Below are 24,848 nucleotides of genomic sequence, written 5' to 3' on the forward strand. Positions count from 1 at the left end.
GGGGTGAACCCGGGCTACAACGCCAACGACCCGACCGTCAACCACCGCTACCTGACCGCCATCGTCAAGGGCGAGCCGAACCACTGGTCGATCCGGGCCGGCAACGCGCAGTCGGGCAACCTGTCCACCTACTACAACGGGGCACGTCCCAACGTCGCGGGCTACAACCCGATGAAGAAGGAAGGGGCCATCATCCTCGGCATCGGCGGAGACAACAGCAACGGCTCCGCCGGCACCTTCTACGAGGGCGTGATGACCTCCGGCTATCCGACGGACGCCACGGAGAACGCGGTGCAGGCCAACATCGTCGCCGCCGGCTACAGGTGAACCCGCCGCCGCCCCCGGCCCACGCCGGGGGCGGCAAAGCCCGGGAAAGCGGGGCTTTCGACTCAACTGCCGTATGGCTACTATCAGGCACCAATCGCCTAGTTGGGTGATTGTCACCGATTGGTGAGGAGAGTGTCCTCCACGTGGCTGGATGGGGCAGGGCCGGGCGACGGCGGACGGAGACCGTGGGCGACGGGAGCGCGCCGTCCCAGCCGCGGCGGCTGGCCGGTGCCCGCCGGCTGCCCCTGCGTACGGTGCTGCTCATCATCGTGTTCGTGCCGAGCCTGACCTTCACCCCGCTGCTGGCTTCGGGCATGTTCCAGCTGTCCTCCCAGTGGCGGGCCGAGAAGGCCCAGATGGATCTGGCCACCAAGACCGTCGGCGCACCCGCGTCCGACCTGTTCTTCAGCCTCGACAAGGAACGGCTGCTCACCGCGGAGGCGCAGGCCGACCCCGGTGGCGCCGCGGCGGGCAAGCTCGCCAAGCAGCGCGCGGTGACCGACCAGGCCGTGAGCGCCTTCCGTCCCCTGACGGCCCTGGACATCGCCAAGGGGCCGGAGGGGCTCGGCGACGCCATCTCCCGTACCGACCGCAGTCTCAACCTCCTCGACGAGCAGCGCCGGGCGGTGGACGCCGGTTGGGCCAGCCCGCAGAAGGCGTTCGACTACTACAGCGGGGTCATCGAGTCGGACCTGCGCGTGCTGACCGTCCTCAGCCACACCGACGAGGGCGAGGTGAACAGCAGCGCGCAGACCCTGGTCGACCTGTTCTGGGTCGTCAACCTGATCGGCCGCGAGGACGCCGTCCTGGCCCGCGGCTGGAAGTCGGGGCACCTGACGAGGGACGAGTACGGCCTCGTCACCGACGCCGCCGGCACCAGGAAGCACCTCATGCGCTCCCAGGTGATCCCGAGCCTCATCGGCGACGAGAAGCGGTACGAGACGCTGATGACCGGCAAGGCGTGGACGGCCATGACCGCGCTGGAGGAGCGGCTGACCCCCTCGGGCGGCAACCAGGTGACCCTGCGCGGGGACAGCACCGAGTGGCGCTCCTCGGTGGACACGGTCACCGAGCAGGCGACGCAGCTCCTGCGGCTCCGGCTCGCCGACGTCAGCAAGATCGGCTACGACCACGCCGGCATGCTCTTCGTCATCTTCATCAGCGTCACCAGCGTGGGCCTGCTCGCCCTGGGCCTGGTGATCTTCACCAGCTGGCGTCTCACCTCCATTCTTCGCCGGCGCATCCTCCACCTGCGCGAGGACGCCCAGGAGCTCCAGAAGCGGCTGCCCAAGGTGGTCGCCCGGCTGGAGCGCGGCGAGGACGTCGACGTGGACGCGGAAGTCCACATGCTCAAGCCCACCCCCGACGAGCTCGGCGAGCTGGGGCAGGCCCTCAACCTGGCCAGCCGCAGCGCGGTCTTCACCGCCGTGCGGCAGGCCGAACAGCACCGCGGCTTCCAGCGCATGCTCCAGCGCATCGCCCGCCGTACCCAGATCCTCATCGGCCTGCAGCTGAAGAAGCTCGACGAGCTGGAACGCAAGCACGAGGACCCCGAGGTGCTGGAGGGCCTGTTCGACCTGGACCACCTCACGGCCCGGCTGCGCCGCTACGAGGAGAACCTGGTGATCCTCGGCGGCGGGCAGCCGCAGCGCCGCTGGCGCAAGCCGGTGCACCTGCTCGACGTGCTGCGCGCCGCGCAGGGCGAGGTCCAGGACTACCGGCGGATCTCGATCGACGTCGAGGGCGAGTCCTGGGTGAGCGAGCGCGCGGTGGGACCGCTCGTCCACGTCCTGGCGGAGCTCATGGAGAACGCCACCACCTTCTCCAAGCCTATGACCCCCGTCGAGGTGCGGGCCGCACCGGTCAGCCGGGGCGTCGCCGTGGAGATCGAGGACCGCGGCCTGGGCATGGAGGCCGAGCAGTACGCCACCGCCAACGCCCTGATGAAGTCGCCGCCGCAGCTCGACGTGATGACCCACGCCGACGACGTCCGGCTCGGCCTGTACGTGGTCGCCCGGCTCGCCGCGAGCCTGGGCCTCCAGGTGGAGCTGCGGTCGTCGGCCTTCGGCGGCACCCGGGTCATCGTGCTGCTCCCGGAAGCGCTGGTGGTGGACCGTCCGCGTGCGGTGCCCGAGGAGGCCGCCCCGGCCCCGGCCCCGGCGCCGGAGGCGGCCCGTCCGGAGCCTCGCCCGCAGGAGGAACCGGCGGACGGGCAGTTGCCGACCCGCTCCAGGGGACGCGCGATGGCGTACGTGACAGCGCCCACCGGAATCCCGGACGACGCCCTCCCGCCGTCCGCCCGCCGGCCACTGCCCCAGCGGGTGCGCCAGGCCAGCCTGGTCACCGAGCTCAAGGTCCCGGCGAACGGGGACGAACAGACCGAGCAGGAGGCCTGGGCCCCACGCGAGCAGCCCGGCCGATCCAGTGCGACAATCGGCGCGTTCCAGAGGCAGTCTCGCAGGCGCCGGACCGGTGATGACGCCTTCCAGCCCCGGCCGGACGGATCCCCCGAGCCCGGCTCACCCACGACGGAAGATCGATGATGACGCAGCGAACCACCGCCACCAACGCAGACCTGGACTGGCTCCTGGACGGTCTGGTCGATCAGGTCGCGGGCACCCGGCACGCCATCGTGCTGTCCGACGACGGCCTCGTGATCAGCCGGTCCCGGACCATCGAGCGCTCGGACGCCGAACGCCTCGCCGCGATCGCCACCGGCCAGCAGAGCCTGGCTCGCGGCGTGGGGCAGCTCTTCAGCGGCGGACCCGTGCAGCAGGTCATCATCGAGATGGCCGAGCTGTGGCTGTTCATCACGACCGCCGGCCGCGGCACCCATCTGGCCGTGGTCGCCTCCCAGGAGGTGGACGCCGAGCTGATGAGCGTCGCGATGCACACCCTCGTCCAGCAGGTCGGCCAGAAGCTGGGCACGGACGCGCGTACCCCGCAGGCCGATGACGCGGGGAGACGCGGATGAAGCACTGGACTGAGGGGTTCGACGACGATGACGCCGACGAGCCCCTTGTCCGCCCCTACACGATCACCGGCGGACGGACCGCCCCAGAACGGGACGACCTCACGCTGATCACGCTGGTGACCTCGCTCTCCGGCGTCTCTTCGCAGACCGGACGCGGGCTGCGGCGAATGCAGCCGGAGCACCGCACCATCTTCGCCTTGTGCGAGCGGCCGCTGGCGGTGGCCGAAGTCGCCTCGGCGCTGAACCTCCCGGTGTCAGTGACCAAGATCCTCATTGGCGATCTGATCGAGAACGGTCAGATGCGGGCCCGGCCACCGCTGGCCTTCGCCCAGGCGGGCGGCGGTCTTCCCGATGTGACAATTCTTGAGGCGGTGAGGGATGGCTTACGCAAGCTCTGACCAAGGGGACGACGCTCCCCTGGCGGTGAAGATCCTGATCGCCGGCGGGTTCGGCGTCGGGAAGACGACCATGGTCGGCGCGGTGAGCGAGGTCGCCCCACTGCGTACGGAGGAATACCTCACCCACGCCAGCGTCGGCATCGACGATCTGGACGGCGTGAGCGGCAAGTCCACCACCACCGTCGCGCTGGACTTCGGGCGCATCACCATCAACCGCGAGCTGGTGCTCTACCTGTTCGGCACCCCCGGGCAGGAACGCTTCTGGTTCATGTGGAACGACCTGGTGCACGGGGCGATGGGCGCGGTCGTCCTGGTCGACACCCGGCGGCTGGACGTGAGCTTCGCGTCGATCGACTTCTTCGAGAGCCGCGGCATCCCCTTCGTCGTCGGCGTCAACTGCTTCCACGGCGTCAAGGACCGGACGCACGAGGAGATTCGCAAGGCGCTCGACCTCGACCCGCAGGTGCCGCTGGTGCTCTGCGACGCCCGCGACCGGACGGCGGCCCGCGACGTGCTGCTCGCGCTCATCGACCACCTGCTGGCCGCCCGGTCCCGCACCGCACCGCACCCCGTGGCCTGACGCCCGTCACCTCCCGGCCGGTGCCGGGACCAGCGACGGGCGGCGGTCGATGCGGCGGCGGACCTCGTCGGTGCCGAAGTGGTAGTCGATGCGCCGGGTCGCCTCGGCCCAGTCGTCCATCGACCGAACCGCCGACAGGGCCTCCACCACCACGGGGTCGCTCCACCTTTCCACCGCGCGCTGCCACAGCGTGCCGGCGTCCTCGGTGAGGAGGCTGCCGACGATGCCCTCGTAGATCGGCATCGCGCGCACCTCGCCGTCCGGCTCCACCTGCAGCAGCGGGAAACCGTAGCGGCGCAGGGCGTTCGGATGCATCATCAGGACCATGTTGTCCGACGTCGCCACCTGCACCTCGCGGGGTGCGAGGGAGCGCAGGCGTTCGACGTGCTCGCCGCTCACCAGCGTGCGCAGCTGGTCGAAGCTCAGCAGCTCGTGATCGGCGAACCCCTGCCGGCTCGCGAGCCCGGACGGCACCGCGGCGGCGAAGGTGAGGAAGCGCAGGTACGGGAAGCGAGGGGCGACCGTGCGGCAGAACTTCTCCAGCTGGTGGAGGTTGGACCGCAGAACCGCGTAGTCGACCCCGAACTCGACCGGGTCGAGGCCGTTCGCCACCCGCTCACTTGAGAGGTCGTTCAGCAGGGCCAGCGCGTTCATCGCCCGCCCGAACGAACCGGCCCGCCCGCGGATCCGATCGTGCACCTCGGCGTCGGCCCCGTCGACGCTCACGGTGATCCGGGAGAAGACCCGGGTCACCTCCTCGGCCGAGCGGCGGTCGAGCGTCCATCCGCCGGTGTAGACGTTGACGCCCACCCCCGCTTCGCGGATCCGCCCGGCGACCTCGGTGATGCCTCTGACCAGCAGCGGCTCACCGCCGGCGAACTCCACCGCCCGCGGGCCGAAGGAGACGATCGCGTCGGCGACCTTGAGCATCTCGTCGTGGTTCAGCTGCCGGGCCGGCCGCCTGCCGGACTCGGAGTAGCAGTGCACGCATCGCAGCGGGCAGGCGTAGGTGACGTCCCAGACGATGTCGCTGGGCCCGTTCGGGGTGGTCATGGCATGGTCCTTTTCTCGTTCGTGCGCCAGTGGCCGACCAGGTCGGCGTACAGGGGGGATCGGGTGAGCAGTTCCTGATGCGTTCCGGCGGTCGTGGTGCCGCCGTCCATCAGCAGGACGCGCCGCGCTCTCATGGCGGAGCTGATGCGATGCGCGATGACGACGAGCGTGCCGTCGCGTCCGGCGAACGCCTCCTCGGCGCGCTGCTCGGCGGCCGGGTCGAGGTGGCAGGTGGCCTCGTCCAGGACGACGGTCCGCGCTGGCGAGGCGTGCACGCGGGCCAGGGCGATGAGCTGCTTCTCTCCGGCGGAGAGCGAGGAGGGCTCCTCGATGACGGCGTCGAGCCCGCCGAGCCGTTCGACCAGCGGCAGGGCTCCCACGGCGGCGGCCGCCGCCCGCAGCCGCGCGTCGGTGTCCGCGCCGAGGTAGGCCAGGTTCTCGCGGACGGTTCCGGCGAAGACGTACGCCTCCTGGGGCACGAGGGCGATCATCGTGCGCAGGCGGTGTTCCGGAGTCTCGTCGAGCGGGAGTCCGCCGAGCAGGATCCGGCCGCCGGTCGGTGGCAGGAGCCCGGTCAGCAGCATCGACAGGGTGGACTTGCCGGCGCCGCTCGGGCCGACCACGGCCAGGTGCTCCCCTTCGGGGATCGTGAGGTCGAGGTCGCGTACGACCGGTGTCGCCCCGGGCGCGTAGCCGAAGGTCAGCCGTTCGGCGTCGAGCCGGTGCCCGAGCGGGCCGGGCCCGGTCCCGGTCCGCGGGGAGGTCGCCGGTACGGTGACGGACTCGGCGATCCTGCGCAGCGTGACGGCGAGGGCCACTCCCCATCCGCCGACCGTGCTGATGAGCATGCGCAACGCCGGGTCGAGCCCGGTGGCCAGGTAGGTGACCGCGCCGATGACCTCTCCCGCGCTCAGGTGGCCGCCGTCGACCAGCGGACGGGCGGCGATCAGCAGCACGAGCAGCGGGACGTGGACGCCGAGCGTGACGACCAGCCGCCGGCCGGTGCCCGCCCAGGCCATGGACATGGTGGCCGCCACCTGCGCGGAGACCGCGGCGTCCACCGTCGCGCGGGCCTGGTCGTGGGCTCCGCAGGCGGCGACGTCCCGCAGTCCGGACAGGATCGGGGTGGCCTCGGCCGTGAGCCGCTCGTCGGCCAGGATCAGCGCGCGTTGCCGGCTCGCCAGCGTACGCAGCAGCCAGGCGAACACCGCCAGGGCCAGCACCACCGGTCCCACGGCGATGGCGGCCGCCGGCGGAGAGAGGGCCAGCAGCCCCACCAGCGCGGCGATCAACGACATGCCGAGCTGGCGGCTGCTGCGCAGCAGGGCGGACACCAGGTTCCGCACCGTTTCCACCTGCGCGGTGAGCCGGTTGACGGCGGCGGTGTCGGGTGGTTCGGCGCCGCCGGCCGAGCGGGTCACCGTGGCGGTGACGACGGCCCGTACGAGGTCGTCGCGCAGCGGTTCGACGACCTTGGCCAGGACGGGGAGCGTCAACCGGGTGGCCACCGCCTTGAGCGACATGACGGCGGCCAGCAGCCCGAGCAGGGCGAGCCCGGTCCCCGGCCGCCCTGCCAGGAACCCGCGGTCGATCGCGGCGGCGATGAGCAGCCCGGACAGCAGCGTCGGAGCCGATTCGACGGCGGACAGGGCCAGGGCGACCGCCAGCGGGCGCTTGCGCGGCCGGAGCAGGGCCAGCAGCAGGCGCGGCGCGCTGAGCGTGCGCGACCCCAGGATCGGGATCAGCGAAGCACCGGACACGCCTCCTCCTTCCCACTGGCTTCCTCGGCGGCGAACAGGGCGCGGTAGGACGGGTCGTTCCAGAGCTCCCGGTGTGTGCCCTGAGCGCTGATCCGGCCGTTCTCGAGCCAGACGACCAGGTCGGCGTGGGCGGCGGTCGTCGCCCGGTGCGCGACGACCAGGCGGGTGCGTCCGCGCATCCCGTCCACGAGGGTGCGGGTCACCTGGGCCTCGGTCGCGGTGTCGAGGCTGGAGGTGGCGTCGTCGAGCACCGTCAGCCGGGCGCGCCGTACGAGCGCGCGAGCCAGGCCGAGGCGCTGGAGCTCGCCGCCGGACAGCGGCGCGCCCGCGGCCGGGGTGTCGTACCCCTGGGGGAGCCGGCGGATGACGTCGTCGACGCGGGCGGAGGCGGCGGCCTCCTGCACGGCGGCAAGGCTGGTCCCGGGCCGCCCGTAGGCGATGGCCGAGGCGAGGTCTCCGCCGAGGAGCGCGGGGCGTTCGAAGGCGTAGGCGACGACGTCGCGCAGCGCGTCGGGGGCGAGCTCGGCCAGGGGCCGGCCGTCGAGCAGCACCTGCCCGCGGTCGGGGTCCAGCAGCCTGCCCGCCACCATGGCCAGCGTCGTCTTGCCCGCGCCGGACGGCCCGACGACGGCGGTCAGGGATCCTGCGGGAAGCTCCAGGTCGAGCCCGTCGAGCAGCCGGGCGCCGTCCCGCGTGACAGTGACGCCGCGGAACGACAACGTGCCGGGGCCTTCGGGGGCGGGGCGCGTACCGAGGGCCTGGGTGGGCAGAGCGAGCACCTGCGAGACCCGCCGCGCCGCCGAGCGAGCCTGCGCCACGCTCATCACCGCGTCGACGTGTTCGATGAACGACAGGCCCAGCGTGGCGTACCCGGCCACGGCCAGCAGCTGCCCGGGTTCGAGGCGGCCGGCCACGACGCCGAGGCCCGCCACGGCAAGGACCGCCACCTCCATGAGCGGCAGCACCAGGCCGATCCGCCACCCGCCGCGGGCCTGGGCCCGCCACAGGGCGTGCCCGGTCTCGGACAGTTCGGGCAGCGGGGTGAGCACGCGGGCGATCTCGCGGTCGGCGGTGCCGGAGGCCCGCACGGTACGGATGCCCGCCAGGGTGTCGGTGAGCCGCGCCGCCAGCCGGCCCTGCGTCTCCTGGTAGCGGTCGTACAACCCGGACATCCGGGAGACGAACATGAGGATGATCACGAGCGCGACGGGCAGGCCGGCCACGAAGGCGAGCCCGGTGCGCCAGTCGATGAGGAAGAGCGCGGTGATGCCGCCCGCCGCGGTGACGAGCCCGGCGGCGGTGTCCAGCAGGGCCAGCGGGACCTGTCCGGCTCCGGCGGTGTTACTTACGAGCCGGTTGGCCAGCTCCCCGGTCGGGAACCGGCGGGCCTCCCCGACGCCGAGGCGCAGGATGTGGCCGGTGAACCGCAGGCGCAGCGTGGAGGTCGCCGAGGCGTTGGCCGCGGCGCCCGCGACGTGGCACACCAGGTCGGCGAGCGTCATGACGGCCAGGACCAGGGCCAGCCGCGCCGCCGCGGCGAGCACGTCCTCGCCCGCGAGCACCCTGTCCACCGCGGCGGCCAGCAGGGCGGGCATGGCCAGTGTCGCGGCCGAGGCGGCGGCGGTCGCGGCGGTGACCACCGCCAGCGGCCGCCAGGCGCGCCGTGCGAGAGAGGCGAGCAGGCGGTCGCCGTGCTCGTGCGTCACCCGCTCCCCGGCGGTGCCTGCCACGGGATCCGGCATCCATCCTCTCCTCTCTCGATGGCCCTCTCGACGGACCTTTTGACGGACCTTTTGACGGACCCGGCGGGCCACCGCCGGCGGCGGTGACCCGGGGATTTCACTAGGACAGGCTGAGGGTGATGAAACAGGTCTCATCGCCCTCGCACGTCACGCCGAAGCAGCTCAGCGTGCAGGGGTACAGCCAGGACTCTTCTGCGGCCGGGAGCATGTCCAGGGCCTTGATGTCGATTTCCATCAGACGGTGATCCAGCAGCTGTCGTTCTTGCACGAGATGAAGCACGTGATGACGCAGGGCCACAGCGAGGTCTCCTCGGCGGCCGGCAGCATGTCGAGAGCCTTGATGTCGATTTCCATGGTGTTCTCTCCTTCAGTAATGGGGATTTTTCGTCAGATGGTGACCCAGCAACTGTCCTTGCAGGTCTTGACCTCGCAGGTGATGAGACAGGGCCACAGCGCGGCCTCCTCGGCGGCCGGCAGCATGTCCAGGGCCTTGATGTCGATTTCCATCGCGTTCTCCTTTCTTGGGTAGTTGCCGCTCGTTTCGAGACGGCGTGGAGTACCGGCCCGCGTGGACGGGCCGGAGTCTGTGAGCACCCGCTAGGCGGTGACGGGCCTGCCGCTCAGGAAGTCGATGAGCAGGCCGGTGACCAGGTGTCCGTCGCCGGAGGCCAGCGGGTCGTGGTCGGCCACGGGGACCTCCAGGTAGACCGGTGGCACCGGGTGACCGGCCGCCAGCAGCCGGCCGTGCAGCCGCCGGGAGTGAGCGACCGGGATGATCGAGTCCTGCAGGCCGTGGATGATCATGATCGGCAGGCGCATCCGGTCCGCCAGCCGGGCCAGGTCACGCGGGCCGAGCTCGTCGTCCGCCTCCGCGCAGCCGCCGAGCCGATCGAGCAGCGTGCGTACGCGCTGCGCCCCGTCCTGGTACAGCTCCCGCCCGGACAGGAACGGCGCGATGACCGCGGCCCTGGTCCACAGGTCCGGCTCCGCGGCGGCGGCCAGGAGGGCCAGGTAGGCGCCGTAGCTGATGCCGTACAGCATGGGCCGGTGCCGGCCCGGGCCGCGCGCGTCGGCCAGCGTGCGCCCGAGCTGCAGGATGTCCGCCAGGTCGGGGCCGCCCCACGCGCCGTGGATGGCGTCGCGGTGCGCGGCGCCGTAGCCGGTGCTCCCCCGCTGGTTGGGCGCGACCACCGCCATGCCCGCCGCGGCCATCCGCTGGAACAGCGGGTCGAACCCGAAGGGCCAGGCGGCTTCCGGGCCGCCGTGCAGCGCCAGGACGACCTGCTCACTCGTCGACGGGTCGCCGTACACGATGGCCTCGATCGGCCCGGCCGGGCCCTGGTGGTCCACCGTACGGGCCGGTGCCCAGCCGCCCGCGTGCTCCTCGGTGGCGGCCCGCGCCCGGGGCCGGAGCGGATCGGTCAGGGTGACCACGCCGAGCGGGCGGTCCGGCGTGCTGTGGAGCAGGTGCAGCCCGCCGGTGGTCCAGCGCGCCAGCGGCTGCAACGTCCCGGCCGGCAGCTCGGCCTCGACGGCGGTGTCCGCCACGAGGTCGTGCAGCAGCAGGTCGGAGCGGCTGCGGCGGACGACCGACAGGGCCAGGTGCCGCCCCTCGGGGTCCAGGGTCAGCGGTGCGACGGTGCCCTCGACGCGGTTCAGCCGCTCGGGGAACGCCGTCGGCGCCGGGTCGTCGCGGTGCCGGACGCCGAGCCGGAACGCTCCATCGCGCTGTGCCGCGGTGAGCAGCACGCCGGTGCGCGGCGCGGCCATGAGCAGGTGCTCGCCGTCCGCCAGCCCGTCGAGTGCCGTCAGAAGACCGGTGGCGAGGTCGAGGACGAGCGTGCCACCGGTGCCCGGCTCAGGGCGGGCCAGCGCGAGCCGCCGGCCGTCCTCGTCGAGCCAGACTCCCCCGCCGACCGCACCGGTCAGCCTGGCGACCTGCTCGGGAGCCTCGGCGCGCCCAGACACGCGCCACACCGTGGTGCGTCCGTCCGCGCCGCTCTCGAACAGCAGGGCGGCGGTGCCCGGCGCGACACCGGCGACGAGCCTGACCCCTCCGCTGCGAGGGGTGAGCAGCTCGTACTCTTCGGCCGGCGCGCCGTCCGGGCCGGGGACGGCGAGCAGCAGTCGCGCCGACCCCTTGCCGTGGCGGCACAGCAGCACGTCGCCGTCCCCGGTCGGGAGCGGAAGCGTCCAGGAGGTCTCGCCTTCGCGGGTGGGTAACAGGCGGGGCCGCGGCGCGGGACCGGTGAGGTCCCACAGCTCCGGCATGAGCTTGTCACGGCCGTACGCGGCCAGGCAGGTGGCATGGCGCCCGTTGCCGGAGAACCGGAAGCTGATCCGCCTGAGTTCCGTGGGCAGGGTGGTGACGGTGCTCATCGCGCGGCCACCTCATCGGAGACCATCCACGGGCGGGGACCGCCGTGGCGCAGCCGCCACAGGAAGGCGAGCACGCCGGCCAGCCCGGTGTTCCAGCCGAACGTCACCTCAAGGGCGTTCTCGTCGGGCACCACGAGCAGCCCGTCGCGCACGGTGGCGCGCGTCCACAGCACGGCGGCCAGTTCCTCGGCCTGCTCGTGGTAGATCGGATCGTCGGCCAGCTCCGCCAGGTCCAGTAGGAACTGCCCGTCTCCGGCCAGGCCGTGGCAGGCCGCGGTGCCGGAGCGCAGCCGGTGGCCGTGCACCGACCTGGCGGCGGCCCTGGCCACCTCCAGCGCGTCCCAGTCGCCGGTGACCGTGTGCAGGCGCACCAGGAACGTTCCGATCCCCGAGGATCCGTTGCACCAGTGGGGCATCTTCGCCCCGCCGTGCGGGCCCTCCCCCCACCAGGCCGCCTCACCGTGGTAGTCGACCGCGTCCAGCAGGGTACGGCCCGCGGCGACGGCGGTCTCCAGGCAGTCCTCGCGCCCGAGCGCGACGCCGGCGGCCAGCAGGTACGCGCCGATCCCGGCGACGCCGTGGGCGAAGCCGTAGTGCACGACGCCCGCCAGCGCGGAGTCGAAGTCCCTGGGGATGGGCCACAGCACCGTGTCGGGGGTGCGCTGCGCGACCTTGAGGAGCTCGTCGGCGCAGTCGCTCGCCCGGTCGCGGAATCTCGGGTCGCCGGTGGCGTTCCACAGGTGCAGCAGCGCCGTCCCGGTGCCGGCCAGGCCGTGGCAGATGTCGGGGTTCGGCCAGCTGACGGGCAGGTCGAGGGCGAGGTCCAGGCCCGCCGAGCGGATGTCGTGGTCGTCGAGCGCCGCACCCGCCTCGTACAGGGCCCAGGCCATGCCGGCTCGGCCGAAGTACAGCCCCGGCGAGGGGCGGTGTTCGCCCGCGAGGCGGTGGATCATCCAGTTCGCGCCGTCGCGCAGGGCGGTCGCGAGGGATTCCTGGGGGGAGGTCCTCAGCACGGAGGCCATCAGCTGGAGCACGCCGGCCGCGCCGTACTGCACGCCGCAGGGGTCGGCGGTGGCGCCGTACCCGGTGCTGGGCCACAGCCGCGTGTCCCCGCCCATGGTGCGCAGGGTGTACGCCAGCCCGTCGTGCAGCAGCCGGTCCTGGTCGGCCGTGGCGAGCCGGTAACTGTTCCCCGCCTCTGGGCCGGTGGTCAGGCCGTCCAGGAACGTACGGACCCTGGCCAGGTCCCACCGCCGGGCGGGATCCTCCGCCATCAACCCCAAGATCATGGGAGCCAGCTCGGTGGCCGCGGGATCGCCGGCGACGGCCACGTCGACCAGCGTGCGCACCCGGGAGTCCCACGGTCTGGCGTGCTCGTCCTGATCCTTGACCAGCATCGGCTGGCACGAGGTCACCAGGTAGAACACCGTCGCGCCCAGCGCGTACAGGTCCACCTCGCTGCCGGGGCAGGGCCCGAGGGCGGGGGAGTTCTCCTGCTCCGGCGGCGCGTAGCCGGGGGTGTGGGTGCGCCCGACCAGGGTGCCGGGCCTCGCCGCGGTCTCCAGGTCGATCAGCCGGCAGTCGCCGTCCTCGGTGACGATGATGTTGTTCGGGGTCAGGTCACGCACGATGTAGCCGCGCTCGTGGACCGTCGTCACCAGCTCGGCCAGGCGCCCCACGAGGCCCAGCACCGTTTCGCGCCGGCGCGGGTCCGGGCCCTCGGCTCCGCGCTCGCCGGCCCAGACGGTGAGCACGGTCCCCTCGATGCGCTCCTGGACCAGGAACAGGTTGTCGTCCTTGTCGAACAGCGTCACCTTGCGCGCCGTGACGCCGAGCGGCCCGAACAGGTCGAGCATCCGCCATTCGTGGCGCAGCGCGTCGCGCTCGTCATGTCCGTTCATCCTGGCGCCGACGTGCGGCCGGGCCTGCTTGACGATCACGTTCCCGCCGGTGTCGCGGTCCTCGGCCAGGAAGACCCCGCCCTTGGCGTTGTGCCGTACGGCCTGGCGCACCACGAACCGGTCGGCCAGCAGCACCGCCTGCGGCGCGGCCACCCGTACCGGAGCCTTGCCCGACTCGAACGGGCAGGGCGCCCACGGGGGCGGCGAGTACCAGGCGTTGCGCTTGTCGGTCACCTGGGTGCCGTCGGGGGCGGTCAGCTGCGAGGCATAGGAGCCGTCGTTGTCCAGCACGGAGGGCGCGGAGAACACCCCGTAGCGGTAGTGGACCAGGCTGCCCGGCTTGTACGCGCGGTCGGACAGGATGGGCGGCCCGGGCAGGCCCAAGGTGGCGGCGTGCAGTTCCTCGGCGATCACGGTCGCCGCCCGGTCGTCGGGCGGGTAGACGGTGATGAACTTGCCCACCGACCCGCGGTCCTGCTCCCTGGCCACCAGGCCGGACAGCTCGGCCAGCGTCGCGGCGAACTTGAACGAGCAGCGGTGCCGCGCCAGCACCTCCACCGCGCGCGCCAGCACCACCGGCGCCGACAGCGGCGTCGCCGAGACGTGCAGCTTCCAGCCCTGCGCCCGGTTCGCCGCGCCCGCCGGAGTCACATACGTCCACGGCCTGCGGGTGCGGATCTCCCAGGCGTCCTCCTGCTCACCGGTCGCTGCCCGGCCCAAGGCCGCTTTGGCGACGTCCTCCAGGACGTGCCGATCCACGCCGGTCTGGTCTTCCCCCACGTTGCTCCCCTATCCACTGGATGATCAGCGCGGGCCCGGGGCCATCGGCTGATCGACATCAGGTATAGGCGTGGGGACTTGTAGCCATCTTGGACAGGAGTTGGAACCGGTTGGGCGTCGTCTTGCCTGACTCTCCCCGCTCGCTTGGCTGCGGCTGCTCACCTGCCGATATCGTCATCGGGTGGACAACGATGACGCTTACATCTCGTCACCGGACGCCGACGTCGTATACCTCTTCACCTTGGGCATCGGCGTGATGCTGGTCCTCCTGCCCACGCTGATATGGCTGGCCATGGTGTTGCTGTACCGCCGTAAATAGCGCAATGGCCACCCCCCGCGTCCGGGGAGTGGCCATTGACGTCACGCTCTTAATCGCAGTGTTCGAAGCCACTGGTGTAGGAGCTGCTGCCGACCGAGCCGCCCCACTTGACGCACTGCCCGGCCGCGTCGCGCCTGACGGGACCCGCGTAGTAGTCGTAGCTGCCCGAGTCGGTCGTCCTGCTTTCGTTCTGCGGCTCCAGGAAGGCCGACACCGCCGACGCCGAGCCGAGGTTCGTCGACTTCAGCGTCACGACGCAGTTGTAGCCGTTACCCGAGTTGTAGAGCAGGTACGTGCGGCCACCCGTGAGAGCGGCCGAGTCGATGACCGAGTAACCGCTGCCGCAGACCTCCTCGGGGGTGTAGGGGTTGCTGCTGCCGCAGCCGTTGGTGCTCGTGATGGCCTTCTTCTGGCCCAGGGACACGGTCACGCCGTCCACGGTCGGGCTGGTGTCCATCGCACCGGTGGAGGTCCGCTGTTCGTAGTGCAGGTGCGGCGCGTTCGAGCCGCCCGTCGAGCCGACGGTCCCGATCACGGTGCCCTGGCTGACGGTCAACGTGCTGCCGGCCGACCTCACCATGGTCGCCAGGTGGGCGTAGCGGGTCCTGGTGCCGTCGCTGTGCCGGATCTCTATCCACTTGCCGTAGCTGGTGCTTCCCGCGTCGCTGAAGGTCGCGGTGCCCGCGGCGGTGGCACGCACGGTCTCGCCGTTGATGTCGTCGCCCCCGTAGTCCTGCCAGTCGATAGAACCGGACGGGTTGTGGGCGGGGGTCCCGGTCCAGTTGTTGGCGTAGAAGGTCTTTCCGCAGTTGAACGGGCTCTTGTGAGACACAGCCAGGACGCTGGCGTCCTGTGCTGAGGCGGCCTGGGGAATCAGCGCTGCCGCGACGGTGACCAACAGGACGGTGATCGCGGGTTTGAGGGCTTTCGGCCAGGTCGGCCTGCCGATTGTGGGCATGCTCACCTCTCTGAACAGGTGCTGTGGGGGGATACGGTTGGGCACCCAGTTCCAATGGTGTCGATATGCGACATGGCAGCATTTCGACACCTCACCGCCCGTGGGGGGAGGGCGGTCGATCATGAAGATATCCCTGAAAGTTCTCTTCATCAATCTCTACGGAGATGAAATTTTGCGGCTCTTCAACTTGCCGTCAAGTACTTATCAAAACCGCAGCCCACTTCGGCCAATCCGATGGTGAGCCTAGTTTATGTACGCCCAAAATTATAGATTTGGCCACCTCTTATTTAAGGGCCTCTTTGGCCGGTTGGATGGGGCGCATGAATGCACATGACGTCGCCCGGCTTCTCCCCGAGCCCTTACGGGAACGACGGGCCGTGGCCGGGTGTGCTCGACTCGGTGCCCGATGTCTTCCGCCGCTGCGTGGAGGAGCCCGGTATCCGTCCCGGGCCTAGCCGTACCGGCCGCTTGAGGACGGGCGCAGGGCGGCGGTGACGTCGTCCGCGAGCCGGCCCACCTCGTCGACAGCCAGGGTCGAGACGGTGAGGCGGATGGCGGGCGGCGTGGCGATGCGGTTGCGGGCGCCGGGCGCGACGGCCCAGCCATGGGCGAGCAGGCGGGTGATCGCGGTGGCCTCGTCCGGGACGGGGACCCACACGTTGAGCCCGGTGCGCCCGTGCGCCGGGATGTCGCGCCCGGCCAGTGCCGTCACCAGGCCGTCCCTGCGCCGCGCGTACGAGGCCGCCACCGCCGCCGTGTCCACCGCGTCCGTACGCCAGAGGTACGCGACGGCGCGTTGCAGCAGGTGGCTGACCCAGCCCGCGGCCAGGCGCTGGCGGCCGCGCAGCCGGCCGAGCGTGACCGGGTCGCCGGTGGTCAGGGCGACGCGTAGATCGGGGCCGAAGGCCTTGGCCGTCGAACGCGTGAGGATCCAGCGCTGCGTGACCCCCGCCAGCGGGTGCAGGGGAAGGTCCACGAAGCCGGCCCCGTGGTCGTCCTCGATGAGCAGCACCCCCGGGTACGCCGCCAGCACCTCCCGCAGGGCCCCGGCACGTTCGGCGGAGACGGCGGCGCCGAACGGGTTCTGGGCGCGGGCCGTGATCACGACGGCTCGGACCCCGGTCCGCAGGGCCCGGCCGAGCTCGTCGGGCAGAGGGCCTTCGTCGTCCACCCGCATCGGCACGGGACGCAGCCCCATGACGCCGACCAGGTCGAGCAGGGCCGTCCAGCTCGGATCCTCCAGGGCCACCGCGTCGCCGGGGCGCAGCTGAGCGGCCAGCACCCGTTCGACCGCGTCGAGGGTGCCCGAGGTGATCGCCAGCGGGCCGGCCGGTACGCCGTCCGCGCGCAGCCGCTCTCCGGCCAGGGCGATCAGCTCCTCGTCGTCGCCCGTCCCGTACATGGCGGGCCGCTCCTCGTGCGCGCGGGCCGCGGCGGCGAGGGCGTCCCCCAGGGGCGGCAGCAGGGCCGGGTCGGGGTTGCCCGTGGACAGGTCGCGCGCGCCAGGAGGCACCTCGATGCGGATCTCCTCCCGGAACGTGCTGGCCGGGCGCGGCCTGACCCGCGTGCCGCGCCGCCCGGCGGTCTCGATGACGCCGCGCTCGCGCAGCAGCCGGTACGCGGCCGCCGCCGTGTTGGGGCTGACCCCGGCCCGGGAGGCCAGCTCGCGCACCGGCGGGAGCATCGCGCCTGGTGAAAGCCGCCCCTCCGACACGGCGGCCTCGACCCCGGCCGCAAGCTCGCTGGCAGTTCCACCTGCAATCAGGTATTTTTCTGACACAAAATTTATTATGTACTAATACAAAAAGGTATGGGATGCTCATTCATCCTTGGGACGCGGCCCACGACGGCGACGAATGGCGGGCCTGGCTGCGTACGCGTGACTTCGGGCAGCTTGCCGCGAACGGCGTGGACGGCGGCCCGCCGGTCGTGGTGCCGACGCATTTCCTGTTCGACGGGAGTGCGGTCGTGCTCCACCTGGCCAGACCGAACCCGATCTGGCCCGCGCTGGAGGCCAACCCGGCCGTGGTGGTGACCGTGCACGACGACTACGCCTACATCCCGTCGGGCTGGCGCTCCGACACCCCGGAGACCGGCGTGCCGACCAGCTATTACGCCTCGGTGCAGCTCACCTGCCAGGCCCGGATCGTGGACGACAAGGAGGGCAAGGCCGAGATCCTGCGCCGCCAGCTGGCCCACCACGAGCCCGACGGCGGGCACGGCGAGCTGGCCGCGGACGCGGGGCCGTACCGGAAGATGCTCTCGGCGATCCGGGGGCTGCGGCTGGAGGTGGTGGGGGTGCGGGCCAAGTTCAAGTACGACGACCACCGGCCGGTCGACTTCCGCGAGCGGATCGCGGACGGGCTCGCCGAGCGGGACCTGCCGGGCGACGCGGGCGCGCGGGCCCAACAGCTCAGGCGGATGACCCACGCGCGGTAAGCGCCCGGGCGCAGCAACTCAGGCGGGTGGCCTGAGGACGGTGAACTCCCGGGGCGGGCGCCCGAGGATCCGCTGGACCCCGTCGTGGAGCCGGGCGTACTCCCCGCGGCGGATGGCGTCGAAGGTCTCCAAGGACCAGTTCATGGCCGCCTCCGAGGCGCCCGCGGCCTTCGTCCGTTCCGTCCATCGTTCGACCGGCTCGTCGACGTACACCACGGTGCGCCCCGTCTCCCGCGAGACGATCGCGACGAGCTCGGGGTACGACAGGGCGCGCGGCCCCGCCAGCGGGTAGATCCGGCCCTCGTGCCCCGCGCCGGTGAGCACGGCCACCGCGACTTCGGCGATGTCGGCGACGTCGATCGGCGCGGTGTACGGCTCCGGCCCCAGCGGCAGCCGCAGCTCCTCTTTCCCGGCCAGGGTCGCGAAGTTCTGCTGGAAGGCGCCGGGTCGCAGAATCGTCCATGCCGGCCCGGCCTCGCGCACGGCCGTCTCACGTGAGGCCATCGGCACGCTCCCGTACCCCGCGCTCAGCCCGGACAGCAGCACGACCCGCCGCACTCCGGCCGCCCGCGCGACCGCGAGGAACGAGGCCACCAGCCCGGCCGGGAACACAGGGTCCTCGGGCGTCACCAGGTAGATCACGGAAACGCCCTCGACGACGGAACCCCAGGTACGCGCGTCGTCCCACTCGAAGCGCACCGACGCCGACCGGGAGGCCGCCCGTAACGGCACGCCCCGGTCCCGCAGCCCGGCGACGACGAGGCGCCCGGTCCTGCCGGTGGCACCCAGAACCAGAATCATGCAACCAGTAAACATCGGCTTGCCATTGCCAGTTGTTTCAGTCTAGTCTGAAATTACTGGCTAGAAAGCTGAACGTTAGGATGACCGCATGAGCACTCAGGACGGCCCTGACCGCGAGCAGGTGCTCGAATGGGTCGAGCGGGTGGCCGCGTTCGTCTCCGAGGAATGGGGGCTCGCCCCGATCACCGGCCGCGTCCTGGGCTGGCTCATGGCGTGCGACCCGCCGGCGCAGACCGCGAGCGACATCGCCGACGCCATCGGCGCGAGCCGCGCCTCGCTGACGACGAACATGCACCTTCTGACGTCCATCAAGCTCATCCGCAGGTTCCGCAAGCCAGGGGAGCGGAACGTCTACTACCAGATCGAGGACGACGCCTGGTCCAAGGTCATCCGGCAGAAGCTCGCCGCGTTCACCGCGTTCGACGAGCTGGCCGCGGAGGGCCTGCGGCTCGGCTGGACCGACGAGGCGCAGACCAGGCGCATCGAGTCGGCCAGGACCGCCATCGCCGGCCTCGCCAAGGTGCTCGACCAGGCCTCCGACTGAAAACCCAGAGCGGACGCGGCGGGCTCTCTGCGGCCACGCCGCCGTCCCGCCATGCCTTCTCACAAGGAAATCCCCATGGACGACTTGATCTCGGTCGCCGCACTGACGAAGTCGTACGGCGCGACCCGCGCGCTCGACGGGCTCGACCTGTCCGTACGCGCCGGCGAGGTGCACGGCTTCCTCGGCCCGAACGGCGCGGGAAAGTCCACGACCATCCGCATCCTCCTCGGCCTCATCAGGGCCACCTCCGGCACGGTCAGGCTGCTCGGCGGCGACCCGTGGCGGCAGGCCACCGAACTGCACCGGCGCCTGGCGTACGTACCGGGCGACGTGACCCTGTGGCCCGCGCTCACCGGAGGCGAGGTGATCGACCTGCTCGGCCGGGCCAGGGGCGGGCTCGACCAGCGGCGCCGCGCCGAGCTGATGGACAGGTTCGAGCTGGACCCGCGCAAGAGAACCCGCGCCTACTCCAAGGGGAACCGCCAGAAGGTGGCGCTGGTCGCCGCCTTCTCCTCCCGGGCCGAGCTGCTGATCCTCGACGAGCCGACCTCGGGGCTCGACCCGCTGATGGAGGCCGCCTTCCGTACCAGCGTGGTCGAGGAGCAGCGGGCGGGGCGCACGGTCCTGCTGTCCAGCCACCTCCTGTCCGAGGTCGAGGCCCTGTGCGACCGGGTCACGATCATCCGCGCGGGCCGAGCCGTGGAGTCGGGCACCCTTTCCGGCCTGCGCCACCTCACCCGCACCTCGATCACCGCCGACCTGGCGGGCTCCCCCGGCCTGTTGGACGACCTGCCCGGCGTGCACGACGTGCTGGTCGAGAACGGCCGCCTCACGTGCCAGGCCGACTCCGACGCGCTCGACGGGCTGCTCGCCCGGCTGTCCGCGATCGGCGTACGCGGCCTGACCTGCAGCCCGCCGAGCCTGGAGGACCTGTTCCTGCGCCACTACCAGGGGGCCGCGCGATGACCGTGCTCCTCGGGCTGGCCGCCCGCCGCGAACGCCTCCGCTCGGCCGTCTGGATCCTCGTCGTCGTCATGCTCGGCGCGGGCCTGGTCTCCTACATCGACGGCTACTTCACCACCCAGGAGGCGCTGCGCGTGTACGCGCGGGTGATCTCCGAAAACCCGATCTTCCTCGGCCTCGGCGGCCCCGTCGCCGAACCCTCGGTCGGCGCGATGGCGGCCTGGCGCAGCGGCGGCCTGCTCTTCCTGCTCACCGCCTGGATGGCCCTGACCATCGTGATCAGGCACACCAGGGCGGAGGAGGAGTCCGGGCGGCAGGAGCTGATGTTGTCCGGCGTGATCGGCAGGGCCGCGCCGCTCACCGCGGCCCTCGTCACCGCGACCGTCGCCGCGCTGGCCGCCGGGGCGCTCACCGCGGGCGTCCTCGTCGCGATCGGCATGGAGGCGGCCGGGTCGCTCGCGTACGGGGCCGCGATCACGGCGGCGGGGTGGGTCTTCGCCGCGATCGGCGCGGTGGCCTCCCAGCTCGCGCAGACCGCGCGCACCGCCACCACGCTCGGGCTGCTCGCGCTCGGCGTCTCCTACGTGCTGCGCTACCTCGGTGACGCCTCGGGCTCAACCTGGCTGACATGGAGCTCGCCGCTCGGCTGGAGCCACCTGGTGCGGGCCTACGCGGCCGACCGGTGGTGGCCGCTGATCGTGTCGCTGGTGGCGACGGGGGTCCTGCTGGCGCTCGCGTACGCGCTGTCCGCCCGTCGCGACCTGGACGCCGGCCTGCTCCCCGTACGTCCTGGGCCGGCCGCGGGACCGTACCTGAAGGGGCCGTTCAGCCTGGCCTGGCGGCTCCAGCGCGGCCTGCTGGCCAAGTGGGCCGCGGGCGTGACGGCCGCCGCGGCGCTCTTCGCCGGTCTCAGCGGCGTCGCGCCCCGCCTCGCGGACCAGCCCGGCTGGGTCCTCGACGCCTTCCTGCACCGGTACGGGGGTCCGTCGGGGGATCCGGTGGACGCGTACCTGTGGATCATCGTGCTCCTGCTGGCGTACACGGTCGCGCTCTACCCGGTGCTCGCCACGCTCCGGCTGCACCACGAGGAGTCCTCCGGCCACGCCGAGGCCCTGCTGTCCACCGCGGTGAGCCGGCTGCGCTGGGCGGCGGCGCACCTGGCCGTGGCCGCGCTCGGCACCCTGGCGCTGCTGGCCCTCGGCGGGTTCGTCACGGGGCTGATCTATTCGCTGGTCATGGGGGATCCGGCGGTGGGCCGGGTCCTGGCTGCGGCGCTGGAACACGTACCGGCCGCCTGGCTCGTCGGAGCGTTCGCCGCCTTCGCCGTGGGGGTGCTGCCGCGGGTGTCGGTCGCGTTCTCGTGGACGGTCTGGGGCGCGGTCACCGTGGTGGGCGACCTGGTCGGACCGCTGATCGGGCTGTGGGGCTGGAGCCGCGTGGAGCCGTTCCACTACACGCCCAACACGGTGTCGGGCGAGCCGTTCACCGCGGCTCCGGCGACGGTGATCCTCGCGCTGACCGCGCTGCTCGTCGCCACCGCGCTGCTCCGCCTCCGCGACCGCGACCTGGGCTGAGCTGCTTGATGTCCGATTTCCACTAGTGGGCGCGGCGGCGGAACCGGAAGAGTGGTCCGCGTGCTCACCGACGAAGACGCGTATTCCGTGCTCAGAAGCCGCGACGGCCGATTCGACGGCCGGTTCTTCGTCGCCGTCGTGACCACCGGCGTCTTCTGCCGCCCGAGCTGTCCGGCCGCCCTTCCCAAGCGCGAGAACGTCCGTTTCTACCCCTCCTCCGCGGCCGCCCTGGAGGCGGGCTTCCGCGCCTGCAAACGCTGCCGCCCGGACACCGTCCCCGGCTCCCCCGAGTGGAACGTCCGGGCGGACGTGGTGGGCCGCGCCATGCGGCTCATCGCCGACGGCCTCGTGGACCGCGAAGGCGTCGCCGGCCTGGCGTCCCGGCTCGGCTACAGCGAGCGCCAGCTGCACCGCCAGCTCACCGCCGACCTGGGCGCGGGCCCGCAGGCCCTGGCCCGGGCCCAGCGCGCGGCCACCGCCAGAACGCTCCTGGAGACCACGGACCTGCCCGCGAGCGAGATAGCCTTCACCGCCGGCTTCTCCTCGATCCGCCAGTTCAACGACACCGTACGCAGGGTCTACGGCACGACCCCCACCGCCCTGCGGGGCACTCCCTCCGCCCGCCGCCCACCAGGCGCGGTACGGCTACGCCTCACCTACCGCCCGCCCCTGGACCTGCCGGCCCTGTTCTCCTACCTCGCCACCCGCGCGATCCCCGGCCTGGAGGACGTCACCGCCCGCTGCTACCGCCGCTCGCTGACCCTCCCGCACGGCCTCGGCCTCGTCACGCTCCGCCCCGCGCGCACGTACGTCTCCTGCGAGCTCCACCTGGAGGACCTGAAGGATCTGGCGGCAGCGGTACGGCGCTGCCGCCACCTCCTGGACCTGGACGCCGACCCTCGCGACATCACCGACCACCTGACCCGCGACCCGCGCCTCGCCGCCGTGGTGGCGCGGACTCCCGGCAGGCGCGTGCCCGGCCAGGTGGACGCGGCCGAGATGGCGATCCGCGCGATCCTGAACGAGGAGACCCCCACCGGCCGATCCCGGCTCGCCCGCCTGGTCCGCACCTACGGCACCCGACTCCCCCATCCAGCGGCCGGCGTCACTCATGCCTTCCCTCGCATGGAGTCCCTGGCGAGCTCCGACGCGCCCGCCCCGGTCACCGCCCTGGCCCGCGCGTTGGCCGCCGGGACCCTCCACCTCGGTCCCGAAGCCGATCGCGACCAGGCCGAACGCGAGCTCCTGACCCTGCCGGGCATGGACGTGGAGGCCGTGGCACGGATCCGCATGCGAGCCTTCGGCGACCCCGACGTCTTCCTCCCCTCTGACCCGGCCGTGCAGGAGGGACTGCACCGCCTCGGGCTGACGGCCGGGGACGCGCACCGCTGGCGGCCCTGGCGCTCGTACGCGATGCAGCACCTGAGCGCGCCACGCACCCACACCCCCTGAGGAACCTTCGTGTCGACTTATTTGTCCCTCCTCAAGAACAGGCGTGACTTCCGCAGCCTCTGGCTCGGCGCGTCCGTCTCGGTGGTGGGCGACAGCATGACGTTCGTGGCCCTGTCCTGGCTGGTCCTGGCCCAGCCCGGCGGAACGGCGAAGCTGGGCTTCCTGGCCGTCTGTTACACCGCCCCCGTCGTGGTCGGCGGCCTGGTCGCGGGGCCGTTGCTCGATCGGTTCGACAAGCGGGCGGCGCTGATCGCCGACAGCGTGCTGCGCGGTGTCGCCGTCGGATCCATCCCCTTCGCGGCGGCGGTCGCGACCGTGCCGGCCTGGCTCCCCTTCCTCGTCGCCGCCCTCTACGGCCTGCTGAAGATGGTCCCCATGGCGGCGGTCCCGGCCGCCATCCCCGACCTGGTCGCCCCGCAAGAACGCGACGCCGCCAACGCGCTCGAATCCGTGAGCTACTCCCTCTCCGGCATCATCGGCTTCACCCTGGCCGCCCCGCTCCTGAGCACCCTCGGCCCGGCGAACCTCCTGGCCCTGGATGCCGCCACCTACGCCTGCTTCGCCGTGGCCGTGGCCCTGATCCGCCGCCCCCTGCGCCCGCACGCGAAGCCGGCACCCCAGGCCGAACGCGTGACGGTCTTCCGTGACAGAGTCCTCGTCGGCACCACGCTCGCCTTCATGGCCTTCAACATCGCCGAAGGCGCGATGACCATGGTGGTCGCCCCGTGGCTGGCCAAGGAGCAGCTTCCGGGCGACGGCGCGGCCCTCTCGCTCCTCATGGCCGCCCTGTCGGCCGGTGAGCTCGTGGGCGGGTTCGTGGCCGGGGCCTGGCGGCCGCGGATCGACAGGCTGGTCGCGATCGCCGTGGTGGAGCTGGTGGCGGCGGCAGGGTTCCTGGCGGCGCTGGGGTCGCCCGACTGGATCCCGGTGGCCGCGGGCTTCCTGGTCATCGGCATGTTCAGCGCCCCCATGACCGTCTGGGCGCAGTCGCTGCGCATGGAGCGCATCCCGCCGTCCCAGCGCGGCCGGGTCTTCAGTGTCTTCCGCACGATGATGCAGGCGACCCCGCCCGTCGGGGCCGCCGTGGTCACCCCGCTGCTGGTGGCGGGCAACCTGGCGGGGGCGGTGATCCTGATGAGCGCTCTGGCGGCCCTTCCCGCCTTCGCCCTGCTGTTCGTCCGCGAGGGCCGCCGGTTGTGGATAACTGGATCCTCCTGTGGATAACCAGGCCCGTACAGGCCCTCACCAGGGGCGGCGGAAGCACCTGCCCCGAACGCTCCGGAAGGGCCGGAATGCTGGAGAATCAGGGCTTGGCGTCGCCATACCACAGCCCGTGACCACCTCCGCCCGGCTGTCCACCGGCCTGGGCACACACCTGTGGATGAACTCTCTCAGCCGAGCCGGTTCGCGATGCTCCTGGCCACCTCGGCGGGCGGCTGCTCGGTCGTGTCGACGACCTGGCTTTCGCGGCTGAGCCAGGGGAAGGCGTCCGCGTACGCCGGCAGGTGCTCCAGCCGCCATTTCCGGGCCGACACGTCGTCGGCGGCCTCGATCCGGCGGGTCAGGGTTTCCTGGTCGGTGTGGAGCACGAAGTGGTGCACGGGGATGCCGGCCTCCCGCAGGCCGGCGCTGATCTCCCGCCAGTATTCCTCGACCAGGACGGTCTGCGGCATCACCAGCGCCCCGCCCACGTAGTCGAACAGCCGCGCCGCGGTCTCCACAACGAGGCCCCGCCACGGCGTCCAGTGCTGGAAGTCACCGACGCTCGGGAGGTCGGAGACGGTCCGCAGCATGACGCCGACCTGCTCGGGATCGAAACAGCGAGCACCGGGAACGAGCGGGACGAGCTCCCTCGCGGTGCTCGTCTTACCCGCGCCGAACGTCCCGTTCAGCCATACGATCAT

24 protein-coding genes are annotated in these 24,848 nt (G+C 72.1%); 12 read left to right on the plus strand and 12 right to left on the minus strand.

The window, feature by feature from the left end; genetic code table 11:
* From ACIHFD_RS65035 to ACIHFD_RS65055, 5 genes are all read left to right on the plus strand, one after another.
* A partial coding sequence (locus ACIHFD_RS65035) for an arabinofuranosidase catalytic domain-containing protein (RefSeq protein ID WP_397375471.1) occupies positions 1-327 on the plus strand: 327 nt, incomplete at its 5' end.
* A gap of 143 nt (positions 328-470) precedes the next feature.
* On the plus strand, positions 471-2,870 hold the full coding sequence (locus ACIHFD_RS65040) for a nitrate- and nitrite sensing domain-containing protein (protein WP_397375472.1): 2,400 nt from the start codon (positions 471-473) through the stop codon (positions 2,868-2,870).
* Positions 2,867-3,301 carry a roadblock/LC7 domain-containing protein gene (locus ACIHFD_RS65045; RefSeq protein WP_397375473.1) on the plus strand — a complete coding sequence of 145 codons (435 nt, stop codon included), beginning with the start codon at positions 2,867-2,869 and terminating at the stop codon, positions 3,299-3,301. Before ACIHFD_RS65040 ends, ACIHFD_RS65045 begins: the two co-directional genes overlap by 4 nt.
* Positions 3,298-3,699: a DUF742 domain-containing protein gene (locus ACIHFD_RS65050; RefSeq protein WP_355212771.1), complete on the plus strand. Its 402-nt coding sequence runs from the start codon at positions 3,298-3,300 to the stop codon at positions 3,697-3,699. The genes ACIHFD_RS65045 and ACIHFD_RS65050 overlap by 4 nt, the downstream gene beginning before the upstream one ends.
* Positions 3,680-4,279, plus strand: coding sequence for a GTP-binding protein (locus ACIHFD_RS65055; protein ID WP_397375474.1), 600 nt, complete (start codon positions 3,680-3,682; stop codon positions 4,277-4,279). The genes ACIHFD_RS65050 and ACIHFD_RS65055 overlap by 20 nt, the downstream gene beginning before the upstream one ends.
* Positions 4,280-4,285: 6 nt before the next feature.
* Here ACIHFD_RS65055 and ACIHFD_RS65060 read toward each other — a convergent pair whose 3' ends face one another.
* The 8 genes from ACIHFD_RS65060 to lanL form a co-directional block, all read right to left on the minus strand.
* Complete coding sequence (locus tag ACIHFD_RS65060; protein WP_397375475.1) at positions 4,286-5,332, minus strand: radical SAM protein; 1,047 nt, start codon at positions 5,330-5,332, stop codon at positions 4,286-4,288.
* Positions 5,329-7,092, minus strand: coding sequence for an ABC transporter ATP-binding protein (locus tag ACIHFD_RS65065; protein WP_397375476.1), 1,764 nt, complete (start codon positions 7,090-7,092; stop codon positions 5,329-5,331). Before ACIHFD_RS65065 ends, ACIHFD_RS65060 begins: the two co-directional genes overlap by 4 nt.
* Positions 7,074-8,834 carry an ABC transporter ATP-binding protein gene (locus tag ACIHFD_RS65070; protein WP_397375477.1) on the minus strand — a complete coding sequence of 587 codons (1,761 nt, stop codon included), beginning with the start codon at positions 8,832-8,834 and terminating at the stop codon, positions 7,074-7,076. Before ACIHFD_RS65070 ends, ACIHFD_RS65065 begins: the two co-directional genes overlap by 19 nt.
* Positions 8,835-8,934: 100 nt before the next feature.
* Positions 8,935-9,069 (minus strand): ALQxL family class IV lanthipeptide, encoded by a 135-nt coding sequence (locus tag ACIHFD_RS65075; protein WP_363978582.1) that lies wholly within the window; start codon positions 9,067-9,069, stop codon positions 8,935-8,937.
* Complete coding sequence (locus ACIHFD_RS65080; RefSeq protein ID WP_350742719.1) at positions 9,069-9,188, minus strand: ALQxL family class IV lanthipeptide; 120 nt, start codon at positions 9,186-9,188, stop codon at positions 9,069-9,071. The genes ACIHFD_RS65075 and ACIHFD_RS65080 overlap by 1 nt, the downstream gene beginning before the upstream one ends.
* A 33-nt stretch (positions 9,189-9,221) precedes the next feature.
* Positions 9,222-9,341, minus strand: a complete 120-nt coding sequence (locus tag ACIHFD_RS65085; RefSeq protein WP_350742721.1) for an ALQxL family class IV lanthipeptide — start codon at positions 9,339-9,341, stop codon at positions 9,222-9,224.
* A 90-nt stretch (positions 9,342-9,431) separates the two neighbouring features.
* A complete protein-coding gene (locus ACIHFD_RS65090) occupies positions 9,432-11,213 on the minus strand; it encodes a prolyl oligopeptidase family serine peptidase (protein ID WP_397375478.1) in 1,782 nt (593 codons plus the stop codon).
* A complete protein-coding gene (gene lanL / locus ACIHFD_RS65095) occupies positions 11,210-13,894 on the minus strand; it encodes a class IV lanthionine synthetase LanL (RefSeq protein WP_397375479.1) in 2,685 nt (894 codons plus the stop codon). Before lanL ends, ACIHFD_RS65090 begins: the two co-directional genes overlap by 4 nt.
* A gap of 181 nt (positions 13,895-14,075) precedes the next feature.
* Here lanL and ACIHFD_RS65100 point away from each other — a divergent pair, with 181 nt between their 5' ends.
* Complete coding sequence (locus ACIHFD_RS65100; RefSeq protein WP_397375480.1) at positions 14,076-14,213, plus strand: hypothetical protein; 138 nt, start codon at positions 14,076-14,078, stop codon at positions 14,211-14,213.
* 49 nt (positions 14,214-14,262) lie between these two features.
* Here ACIHFD_RS65100 and ACIHFD_RS65105 read toward each other — a convergent pair whose 3' ends face one another.
* A complete protein-coding gene (locus tag ACIHFD_RS65105) occupies positions 14,263-15,171 on the minus strand; it encodes a M23 family metallopeptidase (RefSeq protein ID WP_357752591.1) in 909 nt (302 codons plus the stop codon).
* 451 nt (positions 15,172-15,622) lie between these two features.
* Positions 15,623-16,951: an aminotransferase class I/II-fold pyridoxal phosphate-dependent enzyme gene (locus ACIHFD_RS65110; protein WP_397375481.1), complete on the minus strand. Its 1,329-nt coding sequence runs from the start codon at positions 16,949-16,951 to the stop codon at positions 15,623-15,625.
* A gap of 35 nt (positions 16,952-16,986) precedes the next feature.
* Here ACIHFD_RS65110 and ACIHFD_RS65115 point away from each other — a divergent pair, with 35 nt between their 5' ends.
* On the plus strand, positions 16,987-17,610 hold the full coding sequence (locus ACIHFD_RS65115) for an FMN-binding negative transcriptional regulator (protein WP_397375482.1): 624 nt from the start codon (positions 16,987-16,989) through the stop codon (positions 17,608-17,610).
* Between the two features lie 18 nt (positions 17,611-17,628).
* Here ACIHFD_RS65115 and ACIHFD_RS65120 read toward each other — a convergent pair whose 3' ends face one another.
* Complete coding sequence (locus ACIHFD_RS65120) at positions 17,629-18,411, minus strand: NAD(P)H-binding protein (RefSeq protein WP_397375483.1); 783 nt, start codon at positions 18,409-18,411, stop codon at positions 17,629-17,631.
* Positions 18,412-18,499: 88 nt separating this feature from the next.
* Between ACIHFD_RS65120 and ACIHFD_RS65125 the strand changes: the two genes are divergently transcribed.
* The 5 genes from ACIHFD_RS65125 (at position 18,500) to ACIHFD_RS65145 (ending at position 24,168) form a co-directional block, all read left to right on the plus strand.
* Positions 18,500-18,955 (plus strand): transcriptional regulator, encoded by a 456-nt coding sequence (locus tag ACIHFD_RS65125; RefSeq protein ID WP_363978607.1) that lies wholly within the window; start codon positions 18,500-18,502, stop codon positions 18,953-18,955.
* A gap of 75 nt (positions 18,956-19,030) precedes the next feature.
* Positions 19,031-19,921, plus strand: a complete 891-nt coding sequence (locus tag ACIHFD_RS65130; protein WP_397375484.1) for an ATP-binding cassette domain-containing protein — start codon at positions 19,031-19,033, stop codon at positions 19,919-19,921.
* Positions 19,918-21,492 carry an ABC transporter permease gene (locus ACIHFD_RS65135; protein WP_397375485.1) on the plus strand — a complete coding sequence of 525 codons (1,575 nt, stop codon included), beginning with the start codon at positions 19,918-19,920 and terminating at the stop codon, positions 21,490-21,492. The genes ACIHFD_RS65130 and ACIHFD_RS65135 overlap by 4 nt, the downstream gene beginning before the upstream one ends.
* A gap of 60 nt (positions 21,493-21,552) precedes the next feature.
* Positions 21,553-22,944 (plus strand): DNA-3-methyladenine glycosylase 2 family protein, encoded by a 1,392-nt coding sequence (locus ACIHFD_RS65140; RefSeq protein ID WP_397375486.1) that lies wholly within the window; start codon positions 21,553-21,555, stop codon positions 22,942-22,944.
* Positions 22,945-22,953: 9 nt separating this feature from the next.
* A complete protein-coding gene (locus ACIHFD_RS65145) occupies positions 22,954-24,168 on the plus strand; it encodes an MFS transporter (RefSeq protein WP_397375487.1) in 1,215 nt (404 codons plus the stop codon).
* 167 nt (positions 24,169-24,335) lie between these two features.
* Here ACIHFD_RS65145 and ACIHFD_RS65150 read toward each other — a convergent pair whose 3' ends face one another.
* Positions 24,336-24,848, minus strand: a complete 513-nt coding sequence (locus ACIHFD_RS65150; protein WP_397375488.1) for an ATP-binding protein — start codon at positions 24,846-24,848, stop codon at positions 24,336-24,338.

The sequence above is a fragment of the Nonomuraea sp. NPDC051941 genome, from assembly GCF_044593615.1.